This window comes from Pseudomonas putida, from assembly GCF_001976065.1.
Taxonomy (GTDB): domain Bacteria; phylum Pseudomonadota; class Gammaproteobacteria; order Pseudomonadales; family Pseudomonadaceae; genus Aquipseudomonas; species Aquipseudomonas serbica.
This window is the reverse complement of record NZ_MNAH01000001.1, coordinates 749639-765247: the sequence shown is the minus strand read 5'-3', so window position 1 is coordinate 765247 and position 15609 is coordinate 749639. Positions and strand designations below refer to the sequence as shown.

The window sequence follows — 15609 nt, the reverse complement described above, 5'->3', positions numbered from 1 at the left end:
ACATGATTGACCTTAAAAACCCGAACTCCCAACAGCAGGCCATGGAAGCATTTTTCTTCGGCTACCAAGCCTTCACCGCCAAGGCCGATGAAATGCTCGACCGGCGCGGCTTGAGTCGGGTGCATCAACGCATCGTGTTTTTCATTGCCCGCTACCCGAACCTGAGCGTCAAGGAACTGCTGGCATTGCTTGGCGTGAGCAAGCAGGCACTGAACATGCCGTTGCGCCAACTCCTGGAAATGCATCTGGTGAACAGCGTGGCGTCCGAGACGGACAAGCGTAAGCGCCTGCTGGAATTGACCGACGACGGCGCGCGGTTTGAACAGGCGCTGCGACGTGAGCAGGTGAAACTGCTCGAGCGGGTGTTCGCCGAGGCTGGGGAGACGGCGGTGAATGGGTGGTTGGCGGTGAATATGGCGCTTGGGAAAAGTCATTCTGCGGCTGAATGAGCCCTCTTTCAGATTTGCATTGATCGATCTATCGCCTTCGCGAGCAGGCTCGCTCCCACAGTTGATCGCATTCCCCTGTAGGAGCGAGCCTGCTCGCGAAGGCGTCTTTCATGGCGATATATCCCTATTGCCAAACTTTTCGTCGACAAAATCAAAAACATTATTTGCTTTATTTGTATACAAAAGCATAATCCACTTCGTGCGAGTTCCTGACCTATCGGTCAACAATTTCGCAAGTGCCTCAAAGGGCCGCTGCCACCCTCATGGGTCCGGCCCTGGAAATAACAATAAAACTCTTGAGGAGTACCTCGCTGTGGAAAGCCGCAAATCCGAAGCATCGACGCTGGATCTCTCGCCGCCTTTACGCAATGGCTGGCTGGAGCGCATCTTTAAACTCAGCTTGCATGGCACCACGGTGAAGACCGAGTTGATTGCCGGTCTGACAACCTTCATCACCATGGCCTACATCATCTTCGTCAATCCCAACATCATGGCGGACGCCGGGATCGACCATGGCGCGGCGTTCGTCGCCACCTGCATTGCCGCCGCCCTGGGCTGCCTGTTGATGGGCCTGTACGCCAACTGGCCGGTTGGCCTGGCACCGGGCATGGGCCTGAATGCTTTCTTCACCTACACCGTGGTCGGCACCATGGGCTACAACTGGGAAACCGCGCTGGGTGCGGTGTTCGTCTCAGGTGTGCTGTTCATGATCCTGACCTTCTCGCGGATCCGCGAATGGCTGCTCAACAGCATCCCGGTCAGCTTGCGTTTCGCCATGGGGGCTGGCGTCGGCCTGTTCCTCGGGCTGATCGGCTTGAAAACCGCGGGCATCGTCGTCGATAGCCCGGCAACGTTGATCAAGCTCGGTTCGCTGCGCGAGCCTGGTCCGCTGCTCGCCGCCGTTTGCTTCCTGATGATCGCCATCCTCAGCTACCACAGGGTCTTCGGCGCGATCCTCATCAGCATCATCACCGTGACCCTGGCCGGTTGGGGCCTGGGCCTGGTGCACTACGAGGGCATCATGTCAGCCCCGCCGAGCCTGGCCCCGACCTGGATGGCCATGAACGTCGCCGGCGTGTTCAACGTCAGCATGATCAGCGTGGTGCTGGCCTTTCTCTTCGTGCACATGTTCGACACCGCCGGCACCTTGATGGGTGTAGCCCAGCGCGCCAACCTGGTGAACGCGGATGGCAAGATCGAAAACCTCTCGCGCGCCATGAAAGCCGACAGTGCGTCCAGTGTCTTTGGTGCGGTCGTCGGTGTTCCACCGGTCACCAGCTATGTGGAAAGTGCCGCGGGTGTAGCGGCAGGTGGTCGGACTGGTCTTACCGCAGTGACCGTAGGTGTGTTATTTATTGCGGCCATGTTCTTCGCTCCGCTGGCCGGGATGATCCCCGCCTATGCAACAGCCGGTGCGTTGATCTATGTCGCCATGCTGATGATGGGCGGCATGGCCCACATCGAATGGGACGAGGCAACCGACAGCATTCCGGCGATCGTCACTGCAATCATGATGCCCCTGACCTTCTCGGTCGCCGACGGCATCGCGCTGGGCTTCATCACCTACGTGGCGCTGAAGGCCGGTACCGGCAAGTACAAGGAAATTTCCGTCAGCCTGTGGGTGCTCTGCGCAATCTTCATTGCCAAGTTCATCTTCCTGTAACGCTCGGCGGTACGCGCTTCGAACCAGCCTCACCCCGTCGGGTGAGGCTTTTGTGCAAATGGAGGAAAGTGATGAGTCTGGAAACCTGGCTGCTGTTCAGCGGCGCTGCGCTGGTGGTGATCCTGATCCCGGGGCCACTGTCTTTGCTGATGATCAGCAACAGTTTGAATTACGGCCTGGTCCGTTCCTACCCGGCGTTTCTCGGCGGCGTCATTGCCTCGATCTGCCTGTTGAGTGCTTCGGCACTGGGTTTGGGCGCCCTGCTGCTGGCATCGGAACAATTGTTCAGCGCCCTGAAAATCGTCGGTGCGTTGTACCTGTTCTATCTCGCCTGGCAGAGCTGGCAGCAATCGCGCCAACCGTCCCATGGCGCCGAAGTGCCTCCGGCTGCAGCGGTTCCACGCTTTCGTGCATTGTTCGGGCGCGCTTTCATGTTGGGCGCCAGTAACCCGAAAGACATCCTGTTCTTTGCCGCGTTCCTGCCGCAGTTCCTGAGTGCCGAGCAACCGTTCCTGCCGCAACTGCTGGTGATGATCGCCACCTGGACAGTACTGGACCTGCTGTGCAAGCTGGCCTACGGCCTCGGCGCCCATGGCGCTGCGCGGTACTTGCGCAGCGGCAAGGGCCAGAACTGGTTCAACCGCGTCAGTGCCGGACTGTTCGGCGGTGCCGGTGCGGCTTCGTTGTTGAGTGGCCATTAAGGTCCTCTGACCCAAGTCGGCACACAAGTTGCTCGGTTCCAGCACCCCCACGCCGGAACCGAGCATGCTCCACTCCCATCTGACCACCCTCAACGCCGTCTCCCTGGTGCTCAACACCTTCAAGGCCGAAGGCCTGTCCAGCGAGGCCTTATTGGCCGGCAGCGGCATCAGCGCTACGGACCTGAGCCGGGCGGATACGCGTATTACCACCAATCAAGAGATGCAAGTCTGCGCCAATGCCGTCGCACTAAAGCGTGATATCGGCTTGGAACTGGGCCAGCGGATGCACGTTTCGTCCTACGGCATACTCGGCTATGCCCTGCTCACCAGTGCCACCTTCGGTGACGCGTTACGTCTGGCGATGCGTTATCCGGCGCTATTGGGAACACTTTTCGAGCTGAGCCTGGAAGAGGACGGTGAGCGCATCTGGTTCGTCGCCGCTGATTATCGAGAGAGCCCGGCACTGGCAGTATTCAACGCCGAGTTCTGCCTGGTATCGCTAAAAGTCATCTGCGATGACTTGCTCGGTCATGCCCTGCCACTGCGGGCTGCGCGTTTCGAACATGCCGCGCCCGACTATGAAGCGACCTACGCCGAACACTTCGCCTGCCCGCTGCACTTCGGGGCAGGCAACAATGCCTTTGCGTTCGACAAGCGCTGGCTCGACCAACCCTTGCCGCTGGCAGATGTCATCACCCACCAGGCCATGGCCGAACGCTGCCGCAAGCAGAACACTGAGTTCACCGGACGCCAGGCGTGGCTGGGGCGGATTCGCCAGTTGCTCCGTGCCCAGTTGAATGCGGCACCCGGGCTTGAGGGGTTGGCCGAACAAATGAACTGTTCCGCGCGCACCCTGCGCCGACACCTCAAGGACCTTGGGTGCAGCTATCAGGAATTGCTGGATGAACTGAGATTCGAGCAGGCCAAGCAGATGTTGTGTGAGGATCAGATGCCGATCTATCGGATAGCCGAGGCGCTCGGTTTCAGCGAGACCGCGAGTTTTCGCCATGCGTTTGTGCGTTGGAGCGGCGTTGCACCCAGCCAATTTCGGCCGCACCGATAACACTGTGGGACAAAAAAAGGCCTCTGCCTTGCCGACGCCTTCGCGGGCAAGCCCGCTTGTACAAAGTCACCATCCAGAATACGCCATAAAGGGGCGAATTTCGGTCAATGATTTTGGCCATATAAGTCCCCTTTTGGCCTTTCCTGCCGTTCTCCGAAACGCTGCGCGCCGCAAAACTGTGTGCAACCGAAACAGCCTGCGGAGAACAACAAAATGCTGACGATCTACTCGGACGATCACCACCTGCACCACGGCCGCTGTGAATTGATCGACGGGCAACTCAAGCCCTGCTTCGAGATGCCATCGCGTGCCGACCACGTGTTGCAACGGGTGCAAAAGCAGAACCTGGGGCCCGTCGAAGCGCCCAAAGATTTCGGCCTCGGGCCGATCGAACGCATCCACAGCCGCGACTACCTGGATTTTTTCAAAGGTGCCTGGGCGCGCTGGACCGAGTTCAACACCGACGGTGACCTGCTGCCCTACACCTGGCCGGCCCGCACCTTGCGCAGCATCAAGCCCACCAGCCTGCATGGTCAGTTCGGCTACTACAGCTTCGACGGCGGCGCGCCGATCACCGCCGGCACCTGGCAAGCGGCGTACAGCGCGGCGCAAGTGGCGTTGACCGCACAGGCGGAAATCCAGCGCGGCGCCCGCGCAGCCTTTGCCCTGTGCCGTCCACCAGGACACCACGCTGCCAGCGACTTGATGGGCGGTTATTGCTACCTCAACAACGCCGCCATCGCCGCCCAGGCCTTCCTCGATCAGGGCCACAAGAAGGTCGCGATCCTCGACGTCGACTATCACCACGGCAACGGCACCCAGTCGATTTTCTACGAGCGCAGCGACGTGCTGTTCACCTCGATCCACGGCCACCCGGAGGCCGAGTTTCCATTCTTCCTCGGCTATGAAGACGAGCGCGGCGAAGGCGCCGGTGAAGGGTTCAACTTCAACTACCCATTGCCCGCCGGCAGCGGCTGGGAGGCTTGGAGCGCTGCTCTGGAGCAAGCCTGCAACGAGATCGAAAGCTATGGCGCCGACATCGTCGTCGTCTCGCTCGGTGTCGATACGTTCAAGGACGACCCGATCTCGCAATTCAAGCTCGACAGCCCAGACTACCTGGCCATGGGCAAGCGCATCGCCGCCCTCGGCAAACCGACGCTGTTTGTCATGGAAGGCGGTTACGCGGTGGAAGAAATCGGCATCAACGCGGTGAACGTGCTGGAAGGTTTTGAACAATGAAACAGCTCAAGCATGCCCTTGCTCCGGCCCTGTGCGCGGTGCTGCTGAGCGCTAACGCTCACGCCGAAGAACGAACGCTACGCGTCTACAACTGGTTCGACTACATCACCCCCAAGGCCCTGGAAGATTTCAAGGCGCAGAACACCCAGACCAAACTGGTCTATGACATCTTCGACACCAACGAAGCGCTGGAAGCCAAGCTGTTGACCGGCAACTCCGGCTACGACGTGGTGGTGCCGTCCAACGTGTTCCTGGCCAAGCAGATCGAAGCCGGCGTATTCCAGCCGCTGGATCGCAGCAAGCTGCCGAACTGGAACCATCTCGATCCCAAGCTGATGAAGCTGATCGAGGCCAACGACCCTGGCAACAAGTTCGCCGTGCCCTACATGTACGGCACCATCCTGATCGGCTTCAACCCTGACAAGGTCAAGGCCGCACTGGGGGCCGATGCGCCGGTGGACAGCTGGGACCTGATCTTCAAGGAAGAAAACATCAGCAAGCTCAAGCAGTGCGGTGTCGCCCTCCTCGACTCGCCCTCGGAGATCCTGCCCCTGGCCTTGCAGCACCTCGGCCTGGACCCCAACAGCAAGAAACCTGCGGACTACGCCAAGGCTGAGGCGCTGCTGATGAAAATCCGTCCGCACATCACCTACTTCCACTCATCCAAGTACATGGCCGACATTGCCAACGGTGATATCTGCGTCGCGGTCGGTTACTCCGGCAGCTTCTCCCAGGCCGCCAACCGCGCCAAGGAAGCGAAGAACGGTGTGGTCGTCGACATGCGCCTGCCCAAGGAAGGCGCTCCGATCTGGTTCGACATGCTCGCCATTCCCAAAGGCGCGAAGAACCCTGAAGACGCCTACACCTTTATCAATTACCTGCTGCAACCCCAGGTGATCGCACCGGTCAGCGATTTCGTCGGCTACCCGAACCCGAACAAGGACGCCACGGAACGGGTCGACCCGGCGATTCGCAACAACCCGAACCTGTACCCGACCGAAACGGCGATGGGCACGCTCTACACCCTGCAACCCTTGCCACGGGATGCCGAACGCGCACGCACCCGGGCCTGGACCAAGATCAAGTCCGGGACCTAGTTGAAACAGAAGACCCGCGATGACGCGGGTCTTTTTTTGCCCACGATACATATCTACCACCTCGAGCCACTGACCGCCCTCTACCTTGCCGGGAACCAGCGTTGCCCCCCGCAACGCCCCACCGGACACAGGAAACGGCCATGCCCGACACGCCCGCCATCAACTCCGACACCCTGCTGACCCAACTGGTGGCAGGCCCTTCGATCAGGGAAGTCGCTGCAAACTCATTGCGCATCGTCCTCGACATCAACTACCCAAACCTGCACCTCGACCCGAATGTGACGATGGTGGTGACACCGGCCTGGATCATGAACGACGCTCAGGTCGTTCCCGGCAGCAGCCACTTTGAATCCCTGACCGACGTACTGGTACGACTGGCGTTGTCAGGCGTATCGGTGGCCTACCTCGACGGCGAGCACTTCCTGACACGGCAACTGGATGTCGAGCCGCCGATTCACCTTCCCGTTCAAATCGACACCGTCGGATGCCTGCTCAACAAACTGTCCAGGTTGTTGTTCATTGCCTATCAAGAGCAACAACTCGACTACTGGAACCGGTACCTGGCGGATTCGACGCCGCGCTGGCATCAGTTGCGCGATGCGCTACTCAACATCTGGAACGTCGACAAGGTGACGGGCTGGGACGAGGATCGTCGAAAAATGGCGCTCTCCCTTTTCCAGTTTCCCGACAAGCATGAACGGGAAGCTCACGACACCTACAAGTCCAAGGCTTGCCTGATCGATGTCGAAAGTCTTGAAAACGCAACGAGCGAACACTTGTGGATACTGGAAACGGCAGTACTGGTGGGCACACTGGGGGAGCGCACCCTTGTCATGACCCACTCGATTACCGAAGGGTTCAGGCACTACGACTCGTTGGCGGCGTTGGGCCAAACGCTGTCGCGGCGCATTAGCGTGACTGAAGGTGATCGCACGCTGCAATGGCGCCTCTACGAGCCCGAAGGGATGTTCTTCGATCACCAGGCCTGGGCGCTGATTGCCCTTGAGATCGACGCCATCGGTGCCATCGGTGACGCCGCCTGGACCCCCACCCTTGATCCGCAAGTGGCTGCATCGGCGAAGGACTTCTCGGAGCTTCACCAGCCTTCATCCTCACGTTACAGCCAGATCCGGCAGTTGTTGCCGGACTGGATGGCGAACGCCTCACCCACGGACCTGACACGCTACAGCCGACACATGATGGATCTGGCGTTGTTGCGCGAACAGCACCGCGCAAAAACCTTTGATGAAGGGATTGCCGCGCTCCCGGATTTTGCCATGCAGGCACTCATCGACCAGATGATCAAGGACCGGAAGATCAAGGATCAGGCAGCCGCGACGACGCTGAAACTGGCGGACATCGAAGTCAGCATCACCAGCCTTGTCGTCCTGGGTGCGGTCATCGTTCCCGGCAAGTCCCAGACCCTGAAAATCTCGCTCGTCGAATTTGCCTTGCAAAACCTGGCGGGCCTGCCGCTTGGCGACAGAACCGTGCAGTACAAGGATGGCGAGGCCGCGCCGGCGTGGTTGACACCGGCCTACCTGGAAGCGCTCGTCACCACCGTCAACATCGGCAAGACCTATCCCGAGCTGATCAAGAACACGCTGCTGGCCGATCCCCGGGAACGCCTGCGTCGACAGGACCTTTTTACCAGTCAGCTGCGCCTGCAACTGCCGCTGTTGGCGCTTCAACTGAAGATCCGCGGCAAGGCTGGCGGTATCGACGAACAGGGCTATCGATACGTGGCCGCCGCCTTGCAGGAAAAGCCTGTCGATCGATACGTCGATGGGCAGGAAATTGTCATTCGCCCGTTGGCGTTCATTCCGGGGGGACGTAAGAATAACGAGGCCGACGAAGTGGCCAACATGTTCCTGATCGGGCCGAAACGGGCGGACAAGGGACCATGCCTGCTGTTTCGACCGCTGCTCGAACATCCGCTGACGCAGTATTCCAGCGAGGCGAACCTGCTGTACGCGATCAGACACGATAAAGCGCTACGTCACTCGATCCTGGCCTGGCTGCCGGAAGACCTGTATTTCAACTATTCCCAATATGTCTTCCCCGGCGAACTGCCCTCCATCTGGACGCTTTCGCAATGGTTGGTCGACCCCGCCTCGACACTGGGCATGATGGGCGCTGTCACCATCAGGACTACCCCCCTTCCTGAACCGCCGCTGCAAGCAGTGTTCACCGCCAACGCCAATGCGCTGATCACACTGGCAGACAGGCAATCGGTCGCCAATGGAGAACGGCGTTGGGCAACGCTCAAGCAGGGGGCATGGCTGCTCTTCAATATTGCCCTGCCCTTCCTGGGGCGAACCGCCGGGACGGCCGCCTGGATCTGGCAAATCATGGATGACCTGCATGAAGCGAACGAAGCCCGCGAACTCGGCGACAGCGATCAACAATGGGCAGCGCTGACCGATCTGTTCCTGTCGCTGGGCATGGTGCTTGCCCATCACGCGGCCAATCGCGACAAACCTGTGTCGCAAAGCGTCGAGAAGGTTTCAACAGCTGTTGCCAAACCCCTGCCGCCGCCCAAAATCACCCTGAGTCAAAGGGCCGATGTCAGGCAGTTGCCGGCAAGCCATGAAACGTCCGTCTACGCCCAAGGCCTGTTGCCAAAAGTATCGCTGGGCGTCTTGCTGGACAGCTTGGCGATTGCACGGCCGGCGACATTGAAAGACATCCCCGCCGTATCCGGCCCTCACCGCTTCCTGATCCCGCTCGAACAGAAATGGTATGCCCGAATAGATCAACGCTGGTTTGAAGTGATGCTCAATGACAACGGTGACGTGCAGATCATCGACTCACGGCAAACGCCAGCCAGGACGGGCCCATTGCTGGTTCATTCCGAGAAGGGCGAGTGGTTCGTCGACACACGTCTGCGGCTGCGCGGCGGCGGTAGAGCCCGAAAGGAAATTGAACGCAAGAACCAGCAACTCAAGGAAGACTTGAGGAAGCAACTGACAGCCTTCGATGCCGGCAAGCTTGCATTGAACAAGGAACTTGAGGCGGCGGAAAAGGCGGCCACCGATTCGAACCTCCAGCCGCTGCTCAATCTGCTGAACTCACAGGTAGCGGCCTACGATGCCTACATCGACCAACTCAAGAACTTCAACGCCATTGAGCCCATCGCCAATTACCGCCCGGTCCTCGTCAGCTGCCTGGACTACCAGCTGTTACTGACACACAAATGGTTCGTCCGGCAAAACCGGGCGTTCGGTGAAAGCATGCGCCAGTCCCTGGCCCTGCTGGACAACGAGGCCATCGAGGGCACTCAGACACCTCGCCAGACCCATCAGCTCACCAGCGACATGACCCAAGGGTTCATCGAGAAGATCGAATTCACCCACGCCCGAATCGAGGAGATGATGCGTCTGGGTAAAGAGGCGGTGGAAACAGCCCGGCAATACAAAGCGCTGCTGCCGTCGTTCGACCTGCTGGATCTGAAGCTGTTCCAGGTCAACCTGGCGCAGGAGTTGTGCCTCAACGACAGCAACAACGTAGCCACCACGCAAGCGCGCCAGGCCATGCAACGACTGGTCGACGATGCCGGCCTTACCATCCAGTCGTCACTCGACCTGACTGGCGAAAATCATGAGCTGGCACTGGCGGAACACATCGACGCTTTCAATGATCTGGTCGAGCAATTCGCAACCCTGGACCAACGAATTGTCGATCTGCCCGAGGAGTATTCAGGGCAGTTGTTGCAGCCCCCGCTGGACCTGATGCGCCAGCAGGTCGAAGCATTCAGGGAGCGCAGCGTGAAACACCTCGCGAGCCTGCTCACCGAGCGCAAGATGCTGGAACCGACACCCGGCCCCTCACGCCCGGCCCCGGTGCCCAAGCGCGTGATCAAGACCCGATTCAAGGGAACGGTCGTGGGCAAGCTGCGCGAGCGCGCGGCCGCCAACGGCACCGACCTGCTCGACGTAACCTCACCACTGAGCGGAAAGGTCGTGACCTTTCACGAGAAAACGCCCGGTGTCTGGCTCGAACACGTGACGGGCACGCCCGCGCCTGCGCCAACCGTTCGCCCCGAGCTCAATGCCAGTGTCCAGGCGGGGCAGACATTACTCGGCGAGCTGGACGCCTTTACCCTGCGAACCGAGGCCCATGCCAAACGGCCGGGGCGTATCCCTGTTGAAATCGAGGATCTTTTCCAGCAACGGGCGCGCCGGATGAAGGAAGCGGCAGCCGCCATCGAAGAGGCACTTACCCTGCTGAACGTCACCGAAGCAGGCCCGGGCTCCGCCGTGGGTGTGGCGAAACAGCTCAATGAGGGAGCGGCCAGCCTTGACGAAAAGGGTCGCCTGACACGAATCAGCATGACCAAGCAGCAACCTCCCACTGCCGCTCGCGTCGAATGGCTGCACAGCAAAGGCTTGATCGCCATCGTCAAGACACCGGGGCGAAAGCGACTCAAAGGCCACCGCAAGGACTATCTCGAGGAGTATGAAATTCGCGACGCCAGCTCCGCCAAAGTGCTTTGGTACGCCCACTTCCACTACCCTAGCCCCTCCAGCGCTGTCGAGGCCTACAGTGCCGCGCACTTGAAAACCGAATCGCAACGAACTCTCGGCGGCGCATTCGACCTGCGCACGGCCGGCAACAACAACGAAATGATCGCCATCTACCGCAGCGAGATCAGCCCACAGCTGGCTCGATCCTTGTTCCTGTCCAAAGCCATAGCCTCCTCTTCGACATCCTGAGCCACGCGCCGCCAAACCTGGAGGCCCGCAATCACGCGGGCCTCTTCAAAGCATAAATAGTTACCGCCTTGGGCTCTCGGCCTCCCGTTACCTTGGATACAAGCGGCATTTGCTGCCCTCATCAACGCACCCAGGTACTTATCCAACATGACCAGCACCCCCTCACCAGGCGCCCCGGATGACTCGACGGCGCTCATGGAACAAAGCGATCTCGTCAGCCAGACCAGCCACGGCCCGCTGCCGAGCGAAGTCGCATCCGACCTGCTACGCGAGAAACTGGCAACCCTTTATCCAGAATTGAAAATCGATCCCGACAAAACGCTCATCGCCACCCCGAAATGGCTGGTGGTCAACGATCAAGTCGAGACGGGACCGATCGAATTCATGTCACTCACCGCTACGCTCGTCCGGCACAGCCTGTATGGCACGACCGCCAACTACCTCGAAGGCGAACATTTCCTGACCCTGGAATCCGACGCCAACGACCCGGTTCATCTTGCTGTCAGCATCGAAGACATTGCCTGGGCCCTCAATGATTCAGTGCCTCGGTTATTCCTGGAACTGCAGAAGCGACAGCTCGACTACTGGAACCACAACGGCCAGAAGATCCCCCGCTGGCAGGAGCTGTCCGATTCGCTGCGCAACGCGCTGAATGTGCAAACGATCAAAGGCTGGGACGCCGACGAATGCGCGATGGCGCGCGAGGTGTTCAATAATCCGGACAGAGCCACACGAAAAAATTCGAACAGCGACCTGTCGGCCATTCAGGCATGCCTGATCGACATCGACATCGTTGAAACCACGGCCAACAGACACCTGTTGATCGGCGGGGCCGTGGCGCTCAAGGCCACATGCCGTGAACGCGAATTGCTGGTGATGTACACCATCGAGCGCGGTTATGAGTCGTTCAGCTCAATGGAACAATTGGGCAATTCGCTGCCCGCCCGCCTGGGGGATCCGCTCGAAGGGCGCACCATGACATGGCGGCTTTTCGAGCCTGACGGCAACGTTTTTGACCACATGGCCTGGGCCCTGGTCTCATCACAGCTCGATGCCATCGACGCCATGAGGTCTGCGGAGAACCCCGTGAACGATGACGCGGAACTTCAAAGCGGGCTCGACGAAACCGAACACGCGCGGCTCAGGCAACTGCACGCGGCGATTCCCGATTGGTTGCGCAACGCCTCGCCCATGGACATTCAAGACTACAGCCGCTACATCACGGCATTGGGCAAGCTTTATCGCCAGCCAGAGCACAAGGCAGCGAGAAACGAGATTCCGTCCATCACCGATTATGCCCAGCGCTTGATGGTTGAAGCGATCATCGCCGATACCCGCGCAATCGATGCTGCGAAACTGCCGCTCAATGAGCTGCGGATCAACATCACCAACAGTTTTACCGCGGATAACTTCACCCTGCCCAACCCACTCGACCACCGCACCGAGACCCTTGCCGATTTTGCCCTGGAAAACCAGGCGCCCTACATGGCGACGGTATCGTTCCTGCACGATCAGGCTGTGCCGCAATGGCTCACACCGGCATTCCTCACCAGTCTGGCGGCACAGGTCGACATCGGCGAGGCTTACCCTGCCCTGATCAAGCGCAAGCTGATCAATGAACCTGTCGAATCCCGACGCCAGGAAAATTTCTACTGCGACCAGTTGCGCCTGCTGTTACCGTTGCTGGCTCTCGAAGGCAAGGTCAAACACGAGTCGGGCATTGATGAACACGGCTACCGGTTCATCTGCGAGTTGTTCGACAGCAATACCGACACCCCCCACACCATCGCCATCTACCCGCTCAAGCTGACGCCGCAACACCGTCTGATCAGCAGCAGTGACACCGTCCAGAACATGTTCCTCATCTGCCCTCGAGAGGTCGAAAGCGGGCCTTGCCTGCTGTATCGACCGATGCAGGACCAGCCCCTGCTGCAGTTTCCCTCTCGACAAAACCTGCTGTACGCGTTGCATCAACCCGGGGAGCTGCGGGACTCCGTGCTGGCATGGCTGCAGGACAATACCCGCAGCTATGAGTATGCCCAGTATGTTTTCCCCACCGGCCTGCCATCCCCGTGGATCGTCGCTGAACAGCTGGTCAACCTGTTGAAACAAGGAGACGGGTTCGGACGCGTGACATTCGAGTATGACGAAATAACCGGGAATGTCCTGTCGACACTGTTCAAAAGCAATGCCCAGGCCTTGGTCGACCTGGCGGACCGCCAGTCACAATCAAACGCCGAACGGCGCTGGAGTTTGCTCAGGGAAAGCAGCTGGGCATTGTTCGCCGTCACTTCGAATTTTCTCACCGGCGCTGTCGGAACGGCCGTCTGGGTCTGGCAGACCATTAACGAAATCCAGCAGGCCATCGACGCCAGGGATCGAGGCGACACCTTCATCGAATGGACGTCGGTATCGGACCTGCTGCTGATCACCGGCATTATCCTCAGCCAGCACGCGGTGATGCGGCGCAATGCCCTGGCCGGCTCTAGACTTGCGCGGTCGTCGATCGAGAAACCATCGCAAGCCGGGGTCGAGCCCGTCGCCGTCAAGTTCGACCCGGTGCCGCTGGTCGCCGAACTGGCCCCCGAGCACCGCTCCTCGCTCGAAGTGGCCGGCTCCGTACCTCGTCGAACCCCGATGGCGCTGGGTGCCTACCTGGACACTTTCAAAGTCGTGGCCATCGATATTACTGACAAGAACGTGACAAAGATCAACGTAAAACCTCCTCATCTCTATCAAATCGCCAACGGCACCTTTGCCCAGGTCGGCGAGCGATGGTTCAAGGTCATGGTCAGCGGCGAGGGTCAGGCGCATATCGTTGACCCTGACGACTTGAATCGCAGCGGTCCGCTGCTCACTCATGATGCCAAAGGCCATTGGTTCATCGACCTGCGCTTGCGCCTGCGCGGGGGTGGCGGCAATGCCTTCAGCAAACCCCAGGTCGCTTCCAGTGAGGTGCGCCTGCTGGAACTGGAGGCGGTCCTGGGTTCCTTCAACGATCAGGCGAAGGTGATGGAAACCGAGCTTTCAACGTTGCAAACCGACATACAAAAGGCCACCTCGGAAAATTTCACAAGCCTCAGCCTGGCGTATTCGGAAAAGCTGGGCCTTACCATTACCGCGTATCAGCAAGCGCTGGAAAAGCTCCGTGAATGGCGCACCCTCGGCGGGACGAAAAACTATGTCTATGAACTGCTGAGCCTGAGCACGTCACTGCAGAAGAGCCTGGCGCTGTGGTTCGTCATCAAAAGAACCGAGTATGCCCGGGCGACAAGGATGATGACCGACGCTGGCCAGACAGAACCGATGCCCATAAAAACCTACGTGGCCAACATTCAGCTGGCGACTGACCTGAGCCAGGAAATGGTCGAAAAACTCGAGCTTTCACAATCGACCATCGAGGGTCTGCGTGCGGCTGGAAGGGCCGGCATCGAGAGAGCGATGGAATTCAAGAAACTTTCGCCATCGTTCACCGTGCTCGATCTTAAAGCCAACGAGTTAGGCATGGCCCAGGAGCTGTGTCTTGAAGACAAGGACAGCCCCCTGATGACCCAGGCAAGGGATGCCGTGGGCAAGATCATCGTGAGCTCCGCCAAAGCCGCCATTCAAGTGGTGGACTTTACAAAGTCGGGCAAAGACAACAGCCCGTTGCAGACACGGATCGAAGACCTGGACACGCTGATTGAAACCTTCGCCGACGCTGACCAGCGCCTCCAGGAACTGCCGGACACCTACCCCGACCTGGTCAGGCGCCCCCGACTCCAACACCTGCGAGGGTTGATTGCCGAATTCGCGCAATTGGCTCAGACCCGACTCCAGGCGTTGCTGCCGGAGCCAGAACCAAAGCCGGTACAACGACCCACGACGAGCAGTCACCCGTCCTCTTCCCATCAACCGGCCAAAGTCCGGAAAACCCGGCCCAAGGCCCCCTCCAAAAGCGAACCTGGCAAAACTGCGGATGATCCCCTCACACCCATCGCGCCAGTCATCCGCCGGCAGCCGGCCTCGACACTCAAGGATGTGGAGCTCATCGAGGCCGCCATTGAACTGAACCTGGATACAGCCAGATTCATCGAGCGCAACGGTAAAGACGCGTTGCGCCCAAGGCGCATACCCGCTGACATACAGGATGTGTTCGATCAACAGGCGCTCAGACTGGAGCAAAGCGCCAACAGCGTCGACCAGGCGTTGATCCGGATGAAAGACGAAGACGGCGACCCGCCGCCGGTGAGCGGCTTGGGCCTCGAATTGCGTACGGCGGCCCGCCGAATGCGTGAAGCAGGCGTCAGCGTTCGAGCGGCGCTGTACAAGCAGCGCAAACCGACGCAAACCGCTTTCAAATGGCTGCAGGAGAACACGCAGGTTGGCATCGAACCCGGCCAGCGAGGGCGAATCCAGACCAAAGGGATGGGCGACTTCTTCCAGGAGTACCGGATTCTCGACAAGACCAACGGCAAGGCTTTCTGGGTGGCGCATTTTCACTATGAAAATTTATCCAGCCCTGCCGACCGTCCTACTGCGGCACACCTTAAAGTTGCCGACGAGTATCTGAAGACCTTGTCCGCCGAACAACAAACCGCCTTGAACACGATCGAGCCCATTGATGGTGTCCTGCGAAAGCTCGTCGACCCCGAGCTGCGCAAGCTGTTTTGGCCACTGGAACCAAAAGCCAGGCGCTGAGG

The 15609-nt window shown here is 59.5% G+C and carries 8 protein-coding genes; all 8 read left to right on the top strand.

The window, feature by feature from the left end; genetic code table 11:
* The first annotated feature begins 2 nt into the window (after positions 1-2).
* The 8 genes from BKX96_RS03520 (at position 3) to BKX96_RS03485 (ending at position 15607) form a co-directional block, all read left to right on the top strand.
* Positions 3-449, top strand: a complete 447-nt coding sequence (locus BKX96_RS03520; protein ID WP_046815592.1) for a MarR family winged helix-turn-helix transcriptional regulator — start codon at positions 3-5, stop codon at positions 447-449.
* Between the two features lie 313 nt (positions 450-762).
* On the top strand, positions 763-2112 hold the full coding sequence (locus BKX96_RS03515; RefSeq protein ID WP_034151285.1) for an NCS2 family permease: 1350 nt from the start codon (positions 763-765) through the stop codon (positions 2110-2112).
* Between the two features lie 71 nt (positions 2113-2183).
* A complete protein-coding gene (locus BKX96_RS03510) occupies positions 2184-2813 on the top strand; it encodes a LysE family translocator (RefSeq protein WP_046815593.1) in 630 nt (209 codons plus the stop codon).
* A gap of 64 nt (positions 2814-2877) precedes the next feature.
* On the top strand, positions 2878-3876 hold the full coding sequence (locus BKX96_RS03505) for an AraC family transcriptional regulator (protein WP_046815594.1): 999 nt from the start codon (positions 2878-2880) through the stop codon (positions 3874-3876).
* A 213-nt stretch (positions 3877-4089) separates the two neighbouring features.
* Complete coding sequence (locus BKX96_RS03500; RefSeq protein WP_077182708.1) at positions 4090-5115, top strand: histone deacetylase family protein; 1026 nt, start codon at positions 4090-4092, stop codon at positions 5113-5115.
* Positions 5112-6212, top strand: coding sequence for a polyamine ABC transporter substrate-binding protein (locus tag BKX96_RS03495; RefSeq protein ID WP_046815596.1), 1101 nt, complete (start codon positions 5112-5114; stop codon positions 6210-6212). Before BKX96_RS03500 ends, BKX96_RS03495 begins: the two co-directional genes overlap by 4 nt.
* Before the next feature lie 140 nt (positions 6213-6352).
* Positions 6353-10927, top strand: coding sequence for a dermonecrotic toxin domain-containing protein (locus BKX96_RS03490; RefSeq protein ID WP_077182707.1), 4575 nt, complete (start codon positions 6353-6355; stop codon positions 10925-10927).
* A gap of 147 nt (positions 10928-11074) precedes the next feature.
* On the top strand, positions 11075-15607 hold the full coding sequence (locus tag BKX96_RS03485) for a dermonecrotic toxin domain-containing protein (RefSeq protein WP_077182706.1): 4533 nt from the start codon (positions 11075-11077) through the stop codon (positions 15605-15607).
* The last annotated feature ends 2 nt before the right edge of the window (positions 15608-15609 follow it).